At 65.6% G+C, this 16,350-nt stretch carries 16 protein-coding genes; all 16 read right to left on the bottom strand.

From position 1 onward, the window contains the following. Positions 1-159: 159 nt before the first annotated feature. Positions 160-1,167 (bottom strand): cyclase family protein, encoded by a 1,008-nt coding sequence (locus ACM0PY_RS02215; RefSeq protein WP_072167459.1) that lies wholly within the window; start codon positions 1,165-1,167, stop codon positions 160-162. 198 nt (positions 1,168-1,365) lie between these two features. Beyond that, the gene (locus ACM0PY_RS02210) at positions 1,366-2,127 is read right to left on the bottom strand and encodes a DNA adenine methylase (protein WP_032960557.1); all 762 of its coding nucleotides are present in this window, start codon (positions 2,125-2,127) and stop codon (positions 1,366-1,368) included. A 159-nt stretch (positions 2,128-2,286) separates the two neighbouring features. Next, positions 2,287-3,054, bottom strand: a complete 768-nt coding sequence (locus ACM0PY_RS02205; protein ID WP_032960554.1) for a hypothetical protein — start codon at positions 3,052-3,054, stop codon at positions 2,287-2,289. Positions 3,055-3,059: 5 nt separating this feature from the next. Beyond that, positions 3,060-5,318, bottom strand: a complete 2,259-nt coding sequence (locus ACM0PY_RS02200; protein ID WP_049440508.1) for a hypothetical protein — start codon at positions 5,316-5,318, stop codon at positions 3,060-3,062. Continuing rightward, a complete protein-coding gene (locus tag ACM0PY_RS02195; RefSeq protein ID WP_032960552.1) occupies positions 5,311-5,538 on the bottom strand; it encodes a hypothetical protein in 228 nt (75 codons plus the stop codon). Before ACM0PY_RS02195 ends, ACM0PY_RS02200 begins: the two co-directional genes overlap by 8 nt. Beyond that, a complete protein-coding gene (locus ACM0PY_RS02190; RefSeq protein ID WP_032960550.1) occupies positions 5,538-5,768 on the bottom strand; it encodes a hypothetical protein in 231 nt (76 codons plus the stop codon). The genes ACM0PY_RS02195 and ACM0PY_RS02190 overlap by 1 nt, the downstream gene beginning before the upstream one ends. A 12-nt stretch (positions 5,769-5,780) precedes the next feature. Beyond that, positions 5,781-6,563 (bottom strand): phage BR0599 family protein, encoded by a 783-nt coding sequence (locus ACM0PY_RS02185; RefSeq protein ID WP_032960548.1) that lies wholly within the window; start codon positions 6,561-6,563, stop codon positions 5,781-5,783. Beyond that, the gene (locus ACM0PY_RS02180; RefSeq protein WP_050483565.1) at positions 6,560-8,230 is read right to left on the bottom strand and encodes a hypothetical protein; all 1,671 of its coding nucleotides are present in this window, start codon (positions 8,228-8,230) and stop codon (positions 6,560-6,562) included. The genes ACM0PY_RS02185 and ACM0PY_RS02180 overlap by 4 nt, the downstream gene beginning before the upstream one ends. 29 nt (positions 8,231-8,259) lie before the next feature. After that, on the bottom strand, positions 8,260-9,234 hold the full coding sequence (locus tag ACM0PY_RS02175) for a hypothetical protein (protein ID WP_032960546.1): 975 nt from the start codon (positions 9,232-9,234) through the stop codon (positions 8,260-8,262). Positions 9,235-9,237: 3 nt separating this feature from the next. Then, on the bottom strand, positions 9,238-10,212 hold the full coding sequence (locus ACM0PY_RS02170; protein WP_414609360.1) for a hypothetical protein: 975 nt from the start codon (positions 10,210-10,212) through the stop codon (positions 9,238-9,240). A 2-nt stretch (positions 10,213-10,214) separates the two neighbouring features. Next, positions 10,215-13,772: a phage tail length tape measure family protein gene (locus tag ACM0PY_RS02165; protein ID WP_032960543.1), complete on the bottom strand. Its 3,558-nt coding sequence runs from the start codon at positions 13,770-13,772 to the stop codon at positions 10,215-10,217. A gap of 126 nt (positions 13,773-13,898) precedes the next feature. Beyond that, a complete protein-coding gene (locus ACM0PY_RS02160; protein ID WP_032960541.1) occupies positions 13,899-14,417 on the bottom strand; it encodes a DUF6631 family protein in 519 nt (172 codons plus the stop codon). Next, on the bottom strand, positions 14,417-15,181 hold the full coding sequence (locus ACM0PY_RS02155; RefSeq protein WP_032960539.1) for a phage tail tube protein: 765 nt from the start codon (positions 15,179-15,181) through the stop codon (positions 14,417-14,419). The genes ACM0PY_RS02160 and ACM0PY_RS02155 overlap by 1 nt, the downstream gene beginning before the upstream one ends. Positions 15,182-15,183: 2 nt before the next feature. Then, the gene (locus tag ACM0PY_RS02150) at positions 15,184-15,345 is read right to left on the bottom strand and encodes a DUF7210 family protein (RefSeq protein WP_155029304.1); all 162 of its coding nucleotides are present in this window, start codon (positions 15,343-15,345) and stop codon (positions 15,184-15,186) included. Beyond that, a complete protein-coding gene (locus tag ACM0PY_RS02145; RefSeq protein WP_032960537.1) occupies positions 15,342-15,821 on the bottom strand; it encodes a phage tail terminator protein in 480 nt (159 codons plus the stop codon). Before ACM0PY_RS02145 ends, ACM0PY_RS02150 begins: the two co-directional genes overlap by 4 nt. Further along, complete coding sequence (locus ACM0PY_RS02140) at positions 15,818-16,348, bottom strand: DUF1320 domain-containing protein (RefSeq protein ID WP_032960535.1); 531 nt, start codon at positions 16,346-16,348, stop codon at positions 15,818-15,820. Before ACM0PY_RS02140 ends, ACM0PY_RS02145 begins: the two co-directional genes overlap by 4 nt. Positions 16,349-16,350 lie beyond the last annotated feature (2 nt).

Genomic DNA, 16,350 nt, shown 5'->3' with positions numbered 1-16,350 from the left:
AAGCATCCACGCATGGCGTGGATCTACTGGAGAGAGCCCCGGCAAATCCATGCCGCAGCCTGGTAGATCCACGCCATGCGTGGATAGCGGTAAAGCGCGGTGCCGACCAAGGTCGGCACCCACCCGGCATGGCCCGGCGCTACCCGGGGATGCCCCTGGTTACGGGCGCACCGGCAGCGCCACCGGGCGCAGCGGCGCGGCATCGCCACCGCGGATCTTCAGCGGGCCGCCGATGAAGGCGAATTCGTAGACCTTGTCGCGGGCCAGTTCGTCCAGCGCCACCAGCTCGATTATCGGCGCACCCTGCTGTGCCAGCAGGTAGGTGTGCAGCGGCACGTAGTCGTCGGACACCTCCGAGGGGAAGGTCTCGAAGCTGAGGTTGTCGGCACCGACGATCATCGCGCCGCCGTCCTCGACCAGGAAGCGTGCCGCGTCCAGGCCCATGCCCGGCGGGTTGGCCATGTAGGCCCTGGGCTGCTCGAACAGGCGCATGCGGCCGGTGCGGATCAGCACCACGTCGCCCTGCTGCAGTTTCACCTTCTGGCGTGCCAGCGCATCCTTCAGGTCCTGGCGGGTGACGCGGTAGCTGTCCGGCAGCATGTCCACGCCCTTGGCGGCGGCCACGTCGATCAGCACGCCACGCGCGATCAGCGGCGGGAACTTCTCGATGCCGGTGACATTCCAGCCACGGTCGCCGAGGTGCTTGTCGGCCTCGAAGCCGTTCCAGATCTTCCCGTGGATGCCGAAGTGGTTCAGCGCATCGATGTGGGTGCCGGTGTGGCTGTACATCGAGAACGCGGTGCCGGTGTAGCTGCGGGTGAGGTTCATGGTTTCGCCCACGCCCATCGGATCATCCATCACCGTGCCGCGCGGGGTGTGGGTCATCCAGAACTGGTAGTGCGGGTCGCCGGCATCCTGCCAGCTGGGCATGCCGACGTAGTATTCGGTGGCCAGGTCATAGGCCTTGCCGCCGCTGACCCGCGACAGGATCGCGGCGCGCGAGGCTTCGGTGATCAGGTTGAGGCGGCCGATCTCGTCCTTCGGCCCCCAGGGGCTGGTGCCGACCTGCTGGCCGGAGGGAACGCGTTCGTGTGCGGACACGGGGGTGGAAGCGGCGGTGGCGGCCAGCAGCAGGGCCAGCGCGGTGGACAGGGTACGTGGGGTCATGGGGAAATCTCCTTGCAGGGTGGGGGAGGGTGCGGCTCAGGCCGCGACCAGGGGCGCCAGGGCCTGGCGCAATTGCGGCAGCGTGTAACGGCGCGCGATAAATCGCCCGCCAGACGTGAGATAAACGGTGGAGCGCCCATGTTGCGCCCACCGGAATGAAATTGCACGGGGCGGAAACCGCCCCGTGCCCCGGCTGGACTACCAGGTCGTGTAGATCAGCTCGCGCCGCTGCACCGCCTGCCGGCCGATCGTGTAGCGGATTGGCACCACCCGGTCCCTGAACTGGCCGAACACTTCCCGCATGGCCGGGTGGTCGTTGATCGTCAGGATGGCAGAGCCACGCACCCGAGCCATCTGACGCGCCAGCTCCTGGTACTGCTCCATCCCAAAGGGCGTGCCATATCCCTCGGTCTCCCAGTACGGTGGATCCAGGAAGAACAGGGTATCGGCGGCATCGTACTTGGCCAAGCATTGCTGCCAGGCGAGGTGTTCGATGGTGACCTTGTGGAGCCGGAGGTGCGCAGCGCTCAGATCCTCTTCGATGCGCAGCAGATTGAGGCCCTTGCCGCCCCGGCCGAACCCAGGGGTCTGGCCAGTCGCCTTGCCGCCCCAGGCAAGCCGCTGCAGGTAGTAGAAACGCGCAGCTCGCTGGATATCCGTGAGGGTGTCAGGGTGCTGAAGCTGGCACCAGCGGAACATTTCCCGGCTCGTCAGAGCCCATTTGAACTGCCGAACGAACTCCTCAAGGTGGTTGGCTACCACCCGGTAGAGGCGCACCAGCTCGCCGTGACAGTCATTCAGCACCTCGGCCTTGGCTGGCTCCCTCGCGAACAGAAGAGCAGCGCCGCCGGCGAAGGCCTCGACGTAAGTGCGATGAGGGGTATCGCCCACCAGGGGCAGCAGGTGGGGCAGCAGGCGGGTCTTCCCGCCCGGCCAGGGGAACAGCGTGGTCGTCTTCATTCTCAGCCTCTGCGATGGGTCTGGGCGAGGCTTGTCTTCCCCGCGCGGGGAGCAGGGCCTCGGCCAATAGCACGCGGGCTGTACGCGTGTGTTGCGGCGCCGGGCAGGCAGTTGCAGCTGTCTGCCCGGCGCCCTGTTCTTAGATGGACGGTCGGCTACTCACCTCTCGTAGAGGTACCCGGTGCACCATACGGCCAAGCCGCCGTCTGCGACCGGCCCGCTACGCGAGTAGTTAAACCGCTGGGTGGCGTCGAGGATCATCTCCCCGAACATGATCCTGCCGACGCGTAGGAACTCCAAAATGACGGTGCTGCTAGCGGGGCCGGCCTCGGAGTTGGCAATGAATGCAACTGCCGTTTCGGCCGTCGAATTGTTCTCTGCGAATGCGTACATGATCCGCGAGGTGACGGGTACCGCCGCAGAGCAGGACACGTCAGTGCTGGTCACCGCCGTGCCGCCGTTCAGTACGTACAGTGGCGCCGTGTTGATGTCCTGCATGTACTTGATTGCGTTGCTTCCGGTGCCGTGGACGAAGCGAATGATCTGTCCTGCTGCATTGGTTCGGAAGCTTCCGATGTAGCGCCGCGATGCGGCGCCCGCCTTGGTGCGGGCTGTTCCGCTGTAGGGAGCGGCCGGGACATCCGTAACGGCTTCGATCGCCGGCGTCGAGCCGTTGAGGTACAGATAGAGGTGGTACCAAGTGTTCGCCGCAAGCGTCAGGCCGCTGAGGGTCAGCGCGGCCGGCACCTCAATGGCCTGCTGCAACGACGGAATCCACGCGCTGCCGCTGGAAACGCGAATGGAAGCCGGCCCCACGTACTCCATGCGCAGGCCGAGGATGTGGCCAGCCATCGTCCACAGGCCGGCCCCGGCCGCGACCGAGGCCGCACTGGCGGCGGCGAGCTGGGAGAGTTTGACGTCAGGCATTGGGGTTACTCCAGGATGATCGGGTCGCCGGCTTCCGTGACGATGCGGTCGCCCGCTTCGGTCACCAGCTGGGCGCGGTAGAGGAAGGTGTGCTGCAGGCGCTGCCAGCTGGTGAAGCCGTCGCGGACAGCCTCGATCTCAACCCGCAGGGTCTTGCCGCCGCTGCCGACCGGCGGTAGGTAGCTGTCGGTTGCGGCCGTGATGCCCGTCTGCGTGCGCACCAGGGCGTCCTGCAGGTACCAGCGGGCGATGTACGTGGTGCCTGGCTCTGGGCCGATGCTGGACTGCTCGGAGTCGACCAGCTGGTCGGCCTGCAGGAGGCGATCGCGATGTGCCCAGGTGGCCACCACGGTGCCGCCAGTGCCCCACGCTTCGGCAGGATAGGCGTCGCCGTTGATACGCAGCCGGCCCGGCGGGTACGGCCGGATCTGGCGCCGGCGCATCGTCAGCGCGATCGCCGTGGCCAGATCCGGGTTCAGCTGGCCCTGGCTGGTGCGGGTGATCAGCTTGGCCTGGGGGGATTCGTTGGCCAGGTACTCGCGACCGTCGAAACCAACATACTCATCGGTGAACCACACCCGCGTACCCACGGCATGCGGAACCGGCACAGTGTCCACGCAGCCCCGCGCCACGGTAAGCGTCGCCGCCACCGGATCGATCGAGACCACCCGTACCAGCTCGTCATCGATCAGCGCCTCGGTGCCGACCTCGATCATGTCCAGACTGATGCCGGCGGACAGCGCGATGGCCGTCGTGGTAGCCGTCATTGCGGTGATCAGCAAGCCGGTAGGGGCGAAGTCGGCCGCGCCTGCCTCGGCGAACGCCGCACTACCCAGCCGGGTCTGCAGCGTGTAGCCGAATGCCACCGAGGACGGCCGCACGCCGATCGAGGTCAGGTAGCCGGCGTCGGCCGAGACGGCGGCCAGCTCCGTTGCCCCAAGGGTGGTGGCCAGATCGCGGTAGCTGGCCTCCTGCAGGCGCTGCACGGTGACCGGCTTGGGCTTGGTATCGGGCTCCACCCAGGCGCTGTCTGAAGGCTGGATGTAGCTGGCCGAAGCCATGCCAGCGACGTCTTGGACGACGGTCAGCACCACAGCCGTTTCGGTCTGTGTGCCCTCGTCGACGTCCAGGATACGCACCGGCATGCGGGCCACACCGCGCCGTGGCCACGACAGGGCGCGCACCTGCCCGCGCTTAAAGGGACCGGCATCCTGGCGTACCCGGATCTTGACCCTGCATGGCAGGCTGCTCACGGCGGCCACTTCGCGCGCCGCAACCCGCCCCGCGAGCGCAGCGTTCCACAGGCCGGGATAGTTCTTCCGAGTGCTGACCACGCGGCCCTGGGCCTGGACGCTGGCCAGATTCTGGTAGGTGACAGCCGCGTCTTTGTTGGTGGCGATATCCCGGTAGACGACCGTGATTTCATTGACGCTGCCCTCCAGCATCGGCTGCTGCCACTCCATCAGTTCGATGATGCTCGCCGGGCCGATTTCCTCCAGGGTGGCCGGATCGTAGTCCGGCCGCACCAGCACCAGCTCGGTCAAGCCCGTCACCGGATCCTCGATGCGCATGCCACCGATGTGGTCGCAGACCATGTCCATGAACTCGCCTGCAGGGACCGATCGGGACCACTTCAGGCACAGGCCGAAGCCCTCGTTCTTCAGCGTCTGCGCCGCCTTGCGGAAGCTCTCATCGTTGATCACGTCGATCGGGTGGCCCATGCCCTCAGTGCGCACCTGATAGATGATGTGGGCCGGGTTCATCCCCTCGTCGATCTGCACCAGGTCACCCTGCCAAAGCCCCTTCTTCCAGCCTTGGCGCCAGCGCGAGACCTTCTTCGTCCAGTTCTTGATGTAGGGATTCATGGCCGATACCTGGCCGTTGAAAACCGTGGTAAACAGGCCACGTGCGGCTGGCCACGGGCCGGGCACCAGCGACTGCAGGTAGGTGCTGGGCATCTGTGTAGGTTCACCCATGCGCACTTCCAGCGTGCCGACGATGCCACCTTCGCCCTTGTCACCGCCGAAGATCTCTGGCGCGAGGATGGTGATCGAGCGGGACGCTGTGATCGGACCGGTGGCAGGAATAGTCCTGGGGATGTTCATCCCGAGGATCTGGGTCCACGCCGTTTGCGCGCTACCGTCCCAGACCTTGCGATCGCCCACGCGGATCTCCCGCAGCGCGTCGACCGGGCCAAGGCACTCGCCCATGTAGAGCCCCATGTAGTAGCGGTAGCCAACGGTCTGCTTCTTGCCACTACCCACGGCAGGCCTCCTCGCGAGCGATCGCTGCCAGGCGCTGTGCGAAAGCGTCTTCCAGCGCCTCGAACTGCTCCACCGGCAGGCCCTCGTCCAGGAATTGGCGCAGATCGAGCCCATGACGATCCATCCAGGTGCGGATGCCGGCGGCGCACAGGACACCACTTTGCTCGCCCAGCTTGGCCGCGCGCGCGTGATCGACGGTAACCAGGACAGGGCGCTCCATCACTTCTTGCCGCCCTTGACCTTGATCGGCGTAGTACGCAGATCGCCGTAGTACAGGACGTTGGGATCATCGATCCACACCGTGCCGAAGATCATGCTGCATTCGCGACCGTCCTCGGCGGTGGGGACATTGAAGTCCTCCAGCGCGGCCGGCTTCGGCACCGTGGGCTTGGGCCGGTACACATAGCTGATGATCAGCGCAACGATGATCAGGACAATTTGAACCCACACGGGAAGGCTCCTCTAGAAGATGGGATCTGGGCCGAAAGGGTTCTTCGGCGGAATGGTGTGTTGGCCGCCGTAGTTCAGCGCGTTGTTGAATTTCTCGTGGCAGATCTGCAGGGCGTGGCCACACCCTGGGTAGGCCGATACCAGCCCGCCGGCAGCGAGCGGCGTTGCGGTCAGCAGCGTGAGGGTCGGCCCGACATGGCCAACCACAAAGCGGTACTCGACCGCTGTGCCCTGGACCCACTTGATGAAGCCACCCACGAACCAGCCGTCCGGCTTTGCCGCAAAGGCATTGGACGTGACCGTCTGGGCGGAAGCCGCCGACAATACGCCGTCGACTCGGAACAGCTCCGGGTTCAAGCCGCAGTCTGCGTCGAAGAGAGCGAATGGGCACTGGCCCTGCCAGCATCGGCGCAGTCCGTTGGTCGCGGCGGCGCCGGCGTTGCTCTGGCAGGTCAGGAGCAAATCGTTCTTACGCTCGCTGAAGTCGCTCAGGATGCCATTCCAGGTGCCACGGATCGCGCCGTCGCTCTTCCGCACCCGCCGCCACCGGACGACGATGCGATCAGTCGGCGGATAGGGGCGCAAGACTGACGCGAGCGATAGGGACAACGGTACGGTCACCTCCAGGTTTGACCTGGCTTCCTGGGCAGACTGGCCAAGCCGGCCGCGCTTGATCGCCTCGGGGGTAAACGTCTGCGAATCGTAGATCTCGGCTCGATCGCTGGAGGTGTAGCGCCAGCGCTGGGAACCGCGCCCAAACTCATACAGCTCAACATGGCGGGAGAACAGGCTCACGGTTCGCTCTCCTCAGCACCAATGCCGGCGAAGGACACGCGGCAACGCGCAACACCCTCACCATCGGTTTCATGGGACAGCTCCACGGTGTCGGAACTGAGGCGGGCCAGCACCATCCAGCTGATCAAGCGAATGGCACTCGGCTGCAGGGCGATGCCGTGCGGCGCGTCCAGCTGCAGGAACTCCCGCTGTGGATCCAGCTCCGTGGCCTCAATCAACTGCCGGTACAGCACCTGGCCACTGAACAGCTCGATGCGTAGGTGACGACGACCTGCCTGGGCGCGCCCGAAGCGGGCCACGCCTGCCCAAGCCACCACGATGCCGCTGGAGGTAGTTAGGGCTGGCTCGACCAGCTCCAGGTCATCGGCCCAAGACGGCACCCACAGCGCAGCCGCGCGGCCCTGCAACCAGTACAGCAGGCTGCGCAGGTTGGCCTGCTCGGTGCGCCCCCAGGTTTGCCAGGCGTGCGACTGCAGTGGCCATGCCTTGCCGGTGATGTCATCGACGGCAACAGGGCCGATATCGCCATCGATCACCACCAGCTGCCGGCCGAACTCGGCCGTCTGCGCCTGGTCGAGGTCGGGGCGCTGCTCCAGCACAGGTCGACCGCGATAGACCGCCGCCGGCGCCGTTGCTGGCCAGTCGCAGGTCTCCACCGCAGCCAGGCGCACGGTCGACCGCATGATCTGGTCGGTCACGCGTTCCAGGCTGGGGGTCTCGGCAATGCGAGCTGTCCTGCAGGGCAGCACCCGTGTGCCAGGTGCCCAGGCGTTGGCCGTGGGGCGGGCCAGCTGCAGACTGTCGGCGGCAATGTCGGCCACTTCCACCAGCTCGTAGGTGGTGACGTCCTTCCAAAGCATGGCCAGGCCGCCGGGGCGGTAGTCGCGCTGCGTAGCGGCCTGTACCGGGATGGACTGCACACCCAGCGCCAGGCGCGCACTCAGCCACGACACGTCGTTCCAGACCGGCAGCGCCCAGGTACGCGCCGACCAGTCGAACAGCGCGTGTTCAAGCACCTGGCGCTCGCGCCGGTCGGCCAGCACGCTGAACTCCCAAGAGCGCCTCGGCGAGCCACGCAATGGGAATCGGGCTTCGCCGCCGCCGATCGACTGCTGGACGTCGGTCGCCCAGGCCAGCGTTTCGGTGACAGGCCGCTCCCAATCCGGCGGCAGCATCCACGCCGACATGCGATTTCCGGTAATCGTGACGGTGCGGCGCCCCAGGGCCACGAAGTCGTAGGACAGCGACGCCGCGATTACCGGCGGACCTTCTGTCGTGACCGACAGCTGCCAACGGCGCAGCTGCAGGGCCGAGAATGCCAACGGCGGCGCGCCAGGACCTACCAGCTCGACGCCTTCGCCGTTCTCAAGGGTCACCGAGGCCAGGGTCTGCTGCTGTAGGTATGAGTTCCAGACCTGAACGTAGCGCACCTGGTTGGTGACCAGGTTGCCCATGTCAATGCGAAGAGGCAGGACGTGGATCTTGTAGTACCAGTCATCGAACGAGCTGCGGAGGTTCGGACCAGCTGACCGCTGCTCGGGTTCCACCACCGTGGCCTCATGGCCAGGCCCCACGTAGAAGCCAACGCCGGCCAGCGCAGAGCGGAACTGCAACGGGATCCTGGTGCGCGGGATACCCAGGTTGGCGCTGCGCCAGTTTGGCCCCATGCTGCTCTGAGTCGAGAGAAAGACCGTCATCAGGACTTTCTCACGGCCCAACCGTAGTTGCCGCTCGCCGGCGGTGAGTCGGTTCTGTCGTTCATCGCCAGCTTTCGCAGCCAAGGGAACACCACCCAAGTCTCGTCCGCGATCGTCACTTCCTGCTCTGGCTCAAGCCTATCCATGTAGCAGGCGCGCAGGCCGATGACCTGACCGATCGGAGAAAGATAAGGTGTGGTGCCAGGGCGCCGGACGGTCAGATGGATGGGTTGAAAGACGCTGCGGCCAGAGAACGTGTTGTCATCTGCACCGGCCAGAACATAGCCGAGCCACATGCTGTCGTAGCTGTCGGATGTTGTTGCCTGGTAAATCGACCCCACACCGCTGCCAGCTTGACCTTCCACACCCAAGGATCCACCGAAGTAGTTGCACAGCTGGTGGTAGCAATTGATCCGATTGTCCTCAATAGAGTCCGCGCGAACGTGGCCGCAGCCGGTGCCGTTGAAGTTGTTACCAAACAGCACGACATTGTTTCCATTCGGAATGAGAACGCCACTCCAACCGCCAGTGCGCGCCCAGTAGGTCCCATCGACATAGGTTCCACCCGCGTACGCACCAGCCTTCTCCAGCACGCCAAAGGCATGATGGCGATACTCACCGGCAACGGCTTGGGCCACCGCGACGTGGATTGCAGTGCCGTTAGAGAAGAGCTTCAGGCGCGGGAAGGGGCCAGTCAGCTCATAGGAAGAAATGTCGCGTGGAGACACCAACGGTTGCAACGCGGGAGTCGCGTTCCCATCGTAGCCAATGGAGATTCGTGACCGCAGGCTCAGCTGGTCGGTATTGAAAAGGTGCACGTAGTCCGAGATCCCAGGAATGCGGACCGTGGCTGTGCGGTTGGCACCGGCAAGCGTGTTTCGCTCGACCACCCAGCCATTGGCCTGCGCGAACTGCACAATCAGGTCGATCAGCGTTTGGACGTTCGGAATGTTGTTGAACTCGGCGTATGCCATTTTTCACTCCAGAGCGAAGGCGGCGTATTCGCCGTCGCCGGTTCGATACACGTTCGGCACCAGCAAGTAGTCCACGCCATTCGCAGTCACGATCTGCTCTGCCGTGGCGCCAAAGGATGGTGTGTAGAAGACGCCATCGAAGCTGCCGAAGAACTGCCCGCGCTCGGGCATGTCGCCGACCTGCCCGCCTCGGTCGTAGTTGCCAGGCACCCAGCCAATGCCGACGAGCTGGCCGCGTTGCAGCCAGCGCTGACCGTCAAGGCAGTTCCGGAAGTTCTGCTGACGGACACCGCGTGACCACGGCAAGGTCATGCGCGCGGTGGTCAGAGTGCTGCCGCTGTTGAAGTTGCGAATCGGCATCCACGCCTGGACGGGACTAAACAGATACGCCTGACTAAACGACAGGTTGCCGCTGCTGTCCGCGTTCGCGTTCCAGAAGTTCGAATGCTGGTAGGTGTCCAGTGACGCCTGAGCGTTCCTCCCCAGGAAGGACGCACCGATGAACAGCGGATAGCTCCAATCCCCCGGAAGGTGCTCAGGCAAGATGAAACCGCCATACATGGCGTCGTAGCGACCATTGATGCGGGTGATCACCTTGAAACAACGGCCGTTGGCGATGAACCAGTACTTGATGGGCGAGTTCACGCCCAAGATCGAGATGTAGTTCGAATTGGTGCCAGGCGGGTCGATGCTCGGCTGCGCGGGGTTGTACGCAACGTGGCCGCGAAGGGCCATGTTGTAGTAGTTGCTCGCCGGCAAGACCCATGCCTGCAAAGAGAGGTAGATCTCATCTTCTCCGGCGAGCCCGCGTCCCTTCAGCGACACAAAATCGTTAGCCACGATCGGTCCACTGGCCACACCGCCCACCACCTGCCACTGCTGGTTCGCTGCCACCAGGGCGGCGTTGGTAGTCAGAAAGTCCCGCAAGCGGGCCATGAGGTCGGTGATGTCGGCTGCGGTGTCAGTTACCCAGGCCATGTTCAGAGTCCCAGTACTTGGCGGACAGCCGCAGCGTTGCGGCTGATCTTGTTGATGACGGTGGTGTCGCTGCCTGGATCGTCCAGGTACTGATCGAGCAGGTCCGGCGATACCTGGTTGATGACGCGCAAGCCCAGCTGCGTGGCAGCGGCCATTGGCGTGGGCGACGCGGCGGTGAAGATGGGGGTGCTTGCAATCATCGGCGTGACCGCGCCGCCCTCGGCATAGCCGCGCCACCGGTCAATGGCCGCCATGCCGACCTGGTTGAAGGCCGACAGGAATGCCAGTGCGCCGGGCTGGCGGACTACCTCTTGGCGATGGACGAACTCGCCGGCGTGAACGATGCCGGCGGGCTGGTACTTGCCACCAGGACCGGTGTAGCCGCCGACCGCAAAGCTGGAAGCGGCCCCGATCGCATTTGCGGCAGCCATCGCAGCTGCTGCCGATTGCATCTGGATGGCCGCAGCGGTCACCGCCGCCGCACCGCTGATCAAGCCGGCACCGGAGGTGCCGAGCGCGGTTGCACTGGTGGCCACCGCCGTGGCCCCGGCGGTGACGCCTGCAGCTGCGCTCGACAGCGCCGCCGCCGATGCCTGGGTGGCGGCTGCAGCTGCAGCGTCAGCGCCGACGTCCACGCCCTTGTCGAACACCATCGAGGTGATCTTGCTGGCCAGGGCCTGCGACCACTGATCGGCGACGAACTCGGCCAGGCCAGTGGACACCGTCACGAAGAAGCCCCGCACCATGTCACCCAGGGAGGCGCTGCCGCTGGCCAGCGACATGAACGCCTCCTTGAAGGCGTTCTGGAACGTGGTACGGACGTTCTGCTGCAGGAGGTCCGTGGTTTGCGCCATCTCCCGCAGTTTCAGCTCGATCTGTTCGACCGCCGCCAGCGCCTCGGGGTTGCCCAAGGCCGTCGCGGCTTCCCGCATTTTCGGAACCAGTTCCCGCAACGTGACCAGCTTGGCTTGGTACAGGTTGACGATGCGCTGCTGCGCATCCGCTTCGGTGATGAGACCGGCCTGCAGCTCGACCTGGATGCGCTGCTGCTCCAAGGCAACCTGGCCCATCGTGCGGTTGTAGGTCTCCTGCAGGCCCCTGAGCTGGGCACTGGCCTCGGTGAGCTTCATCAGCTTGGCCACGTCGGCCGCTTCGGCGCTCTTGCCTACGTTGTCGAGCTGCTGCTGCAGGCGGCCCAGCTCCTTCACCGTCTTGGCCGCCTCGGCATCGGTGCCGGTGCCCTGCAGCTGCGCCAGCTGCAGGCGCACGTCGACCATCTTCTTGGCCATCTCCACGCGCTGGCGTTCGCTGTCGAGCAGCTGCGCCTGGTCGACCAGCTGGGACTTCAGACCCTCGCTGGCGTTCTTGTAGGCGCCTTCCTCGATCTCATAGCGGATACGCGCGGCCTCGCCGGCCTTGGTTTCGCCCTCCTGCAGGTCGCCCAGCATGGACACCTGCTTGGCCAGGTTGTCCAGCTCGCGCTGGGCTGCGGTTTCGGCCTTCTCGCCCTCGGTCTTGCCCGGCTTGCGCGTGCGGCTACGATCCTTGTACTGCTCCTGCAGCTGCTTGAGTGCCTTGTCATAGGCGCCGCCCTTGATGCTGCCATCGGCGCCGAAGACGACGTCGCGCAGCAGCGCCGGATCCGTGTTGCCAGCTGCAGCGCCGTCACGCAATGCGCGGAACTTCTTGCCCAGTTCGTCGACGGCCTTTGCCAGCTTCTCGGCCTTCGGTGCGCCGCTATCGAGCTGGTCCTGGATGGCCTTCGATGCGGCCACAGCCTTGCTCTGCACGTCCTGGTTGGCCTTATCGGCCGCCGCCCGCTGCTCCAGGGCAACCTTCTCGGACTCCAGCGCGGCGATGCGAGCCTTGGTCTGCTGTTCGCCCGCCGCGCCTCGGGTGGCGTCACCCGGAATCGGGCTGTTGCGCAAGGCTTGGAAGAAGGCCAGATCCTCACGCAGCGAGCTGAGGCGCGCCTCGACGTCAGTGCGGCCGACGTCCTTCATTGCCTGCCAGGTGCGCAGCACCGCGCCCTTGACGCCTTCCCATGCCTGTTCCAGGAAGCCGGCCGACTGGCGGGCCTCCTCTACACGCTGCTTGTGGACTTCGGCAAAGGCGCTGATGGCCAGACGTGCGGCGTCGGTTTGGCGCCCCTGATCCTCCAGAGCGCGAACGTGGTCGTACACCTCCAGCGTCAGGAAGTTGTACTGCTGGTTCAGTTCGGCCAGCGTCGCCGACGGGGCCTTGGCCAACTCGATGACCTTGGCGGTCGTCTTCTCGATGCTGTCGCCAGTGAGCGTGGACATGTCCACAGCGGCTTGGGCTGCCTCCGCCAGCGAATCGCTGGCGACCTGGCCGGAGCCGGCCAGTCCCTTCAAGGCCTGCTGGGCTTTCCCGTACTCGCCGGTGGCGCCGCCCACCTGGTTGCGCAGCTCGGCCAAGTGCCCAGCCGTCGTCCCCGCCGCATTGCCGGTGGCGATCAGGGACAGCTCGAGGGCGCGGTTCTCCTGATAGCCCTTGTATGCGGCGGCCGCGAACAGTCCCATCGTGGCCACGGCACCGCCAATGGCCACGCCCAGAGCGCCAAAGCCGGCCGCGCTGCGACTGCCCAGGTTGAGCAGCATGCTGCCGGCGCCGGACATATTACCCTGCAGCAAGTTGGCGCCGACACCAGCCAGGCTGGTTCGGACCTCGCGGGCCGACAGGCTGAGATTGCGCATGCGCCGATCGGCAAGGTCGACACCGTCGCTGAGCTGCTGCCAATGGGCACGCTGGCTGGCGATACCCACCATTGCCCGGTTGTAGGCCTCGCGCGAGATGGTGCCGGCATCGACCGATCGCTTGAGCTTGGCTTCATCGGCATCGAGCCGGACCAGCGCAGCGTGGGCTGGGTCGTACACGCGCAGCAGCTGCTGCATCTGACGCTCTTCCTTGGCGCGGGCGGAAGCGGCCTGTTCCTTGCTGGCCAGCAGTTGCTTCTCCTGCTTGTCCAGCTTGCCGAAGATCTCGGACTGCTCCTCCACCGAGATCAGGTTGGATCGCATCACCCGATCGAGCAGCTGCTCGGTTTCGGCCAGGTCTTCGAACGAGCGGGCACCGCGCTCGACGCGCTGCTGCAGCTCAGAGATGGACTGGATCTGCTGGGTGGTGGTGGCCTGCGAGGCGTAGGCAGCCTGAACTGCCTCGCGGGAGGCCTGCGCCTGCGCGGCGGTGGCGGCGGCATGCCGGGAGGCCGCTTCGCTGTTGGACTGGCTCGACTGCACCTGGGCGTCCAGTGCCCGCTTGTAGTCCAGCGAGGCCTGCACCATGTCCTGGATGCGCTTGGCCGCCTGCTCGGCCGTCTCACCCTGGCGCTGCAGGCCGGCGGCTGCGGTCTCCGCCGCCTTGCCGGTTTCGGCGACGCCCTTGGCATTGCCGACCTTGGCCAGGCCATCGGCCGCCTTCTGCGCCGAGCCGCCGATCTTCTCCAGATCCTTGTCGAGGGCCTGGACCGCGCTGCCGGCCTGGCCGAGGTCCGCTCGGATCTTGAGGGCCAGTTCCATGTTGCCGGCGTTGCGGTTCACGTGATTACTCCAGTTGCTTGGATAGATCCTTGGCTACGGCGCCGCCGGCGAATGCGGCGTTGATGTCGTGCAGCCTGGCGCGGCGCTCCCTACGGCTGCGCCTGTCTTCTTCCCGTAGGAAGAGCATCAGCTGCCGCTGGGTATATCGCCCGATGTCGGCGGGGGTTCGTCCGTACCCTGCCCGGATGAGGGTTGAGTAGAGCTGGGCCCAGCCAATGACCTTGCCAGCCGCTCGGCCGCTGCCTTTCGCATCAGGCGTTCGATGAAAAAATGGCCGTTCACCTGCCACCACAGCAGCTGCAGCTGCTCGCCATCGCGGTAGCCGAGACCGCTGATCCAGTCCTTGTCCTGGTCGGTCGCTGCGGCGATCAGCACCAACACGTCATCGATGTTGCTGGCCAGAACCTCGGCCACCGCTTCCATGCTCGGGATGACGGACGCATCGCCGAAGACGCGGTGCAGCCCTTCGACCAGCGGACGAATGTGACGGTCCAGACGTGCGGCCTCGACGAAGCCGTACTCACGGACAGTGATCTCGCGCCCACCGATCACCGCCATGCTCTCCGGGTGCAGGATGGCCAGGTCGTCGGGAGCGCCCGTCTTGGGCGCTCCCTTCTTATCCGGGGCCTCGACCTTCTTGGCCATCAGGCGGCCTTCTTCTGCAGCAGGCGACCGAAGCCGCCCAGCACCGGATCGCTGGCCCTGGCCGGATCAAACAGGATCGCGGCCGACAGTGCCAGGTTGCCGTACTCCTGGTTGATCAGGCCCAACGACTGCACCGGCGCGAAACGCGAGCGCCACAGCTCGATGACCACGGCGTCGCCGGTCTCGGTGTTGATACCGTCGAACTGCAGGAACTGCACCTTTCCTGGTGCGGAGAACAGCACGGTGTTCTCCACGCTCTCATAGCTGTAGGCCGCTTTGAACGGCTGCTGGAAAGTGCCGATGTTCTTCAGCTCGACGACGCCCTTGCTGTGGCCGACCAGCTCGTAGTTGGCCGGCGGCACAGTAGCCGGGGTGGTGGCGCTGTCGGTCAGTATCAGGGCGGACGCGAACGGATGATCCAGGCGCACCTGGTCACCCACCACCAGGCCGGTGGGGAACGCCTCGCCGGTCACCGTAGCACCGGCGATGTCCGCGACCGTTGCCTGGAAGCCCAGCGCCAGGTTGGCGGAGGACCAGTAGTCCAGCGTCAGGTTCAGCGCGGCGGTCGTGCCGGTGTCCAGGCGGCCGAGCTGCAGGCGCTTGCCGGAGAACGAGTCGGTCTTGTCGGTACTGTTGGTGGACAGCTCCAGGGTGGCTTCGGGAACGTTGCCGAGCCAGCGCAGCTTGCCGATCTTGCCATCGGGCTGGACGTCGGCGCTGCGGATGTAGCCCTGCAGCGAGAAAAGGGAACCGGTACCGGACATCGTCACTTCTCCTTCGTATCGGCGACCACGCGGTTCGCGATCAACCACTCGCGATCGGCTTCGGACACCTTGATCTTGGCCTTGGCGTCGTACTGAACGCCGGCGTGGGTGTGGGGCTTGTCGAGGGTGACCTCGACCAGCTTCTGGACGGGTGCTTCGTTCACCGCGCTGCTCCTTTGATGATGTGCTGCGTTTGATAGATGTCGGCCCACAGCGCGATGCTGGCGTTGTAGTCCTGCAGGTCGCCCTGGACGAACTGGCAGGCGCGTGCGCCCGGCAGGTTCGGAACCCAGCCAATCAGCGCTCCGCGTATGGCGGCCAGCACTGACTGCAGATCCTGGGCGACCTGCTCGCCGCGCTGATCGCGGTAGTTCCGCGCCGCAACTACCACGCCAAAGCTGGCGTAGGCGATCTGACTGCTCGGCACCTGCTGACCCGGCGGGGCGACGCCCTGTTGCTGCGAAGGCGCCTTTTCTCGGGCCAGCACCAGGTAGGCGCACGGTGCCGGGAAGTCCTGGAGCGACTGCACAGCGTGGTAGTCGGCCGCTCCTTTGATAGACCGCAGCGTCTGGTTCTCCAGCAACTTGGCCGCCACCAGGCGCTCGCGGACCAGCTCGACGTCGAAGGGCGCGGCGCTCACTTGCCGTAGTCCTCCAGCGTGGCGTGGGTGAAAAGTCGTGCCGGCGCGCACCACTCAGGCGAGCCACTGCTCGGAGGCGGAAGCGGATCGTCAACGCCGAGCGAGAACTTGCCGTCCCTCGTCAGTTCCAGAAAGCGCAGTGCTTCCTTGTAGTCGCGCACAACCGGATCCGTCCGGTCTTCGGTGTTGACCCGATCCTTGTGCAGCAGGTAGCGGGCGATCCAGCGTGCCCAGGTCGGGACGATCGTCGGCACCGGGTTGAGCGGCACGGTGTAAGGCACCGGCTTGCGCACGACCAGGTAGCCATTGATCACGCCGTCGGCGTCGTCCAAGGCGCGCTGCACGTGCGCTGCAGCCTGATCGGCGATCGCAACGTCTGCAGGATCGTAGGCACTGCGGTCCTCGCCGAGGAGCGTGGCGTCCATCAGTGCCTCATCGACGATGCGGAAGCGCTCCGGGGTGGCCACCTCGGCCAGTTCCCTGGCGAGTTTGGCGGCCGACAGCAGGGGCAGCGTGCAGTAGGACATGG

The organism is Stenotrophomonas sp. BR163, assembly GCF_047520985.2.
In the GTDB taxonomy this organism is placed as follows: domain Bacteria; phylum Pseudomonadota; class Gammaproteobacteria; order Xanthomonadales; family Xanthomonadaceae; genus Stenotrophomonas; species Stenotrophomonas sepilia.
The sequence above is the reverse complement of the archived record's forward strand: the minus strand, read 5'-3'. Positions and strand labels throughout refer to the sequence as shown.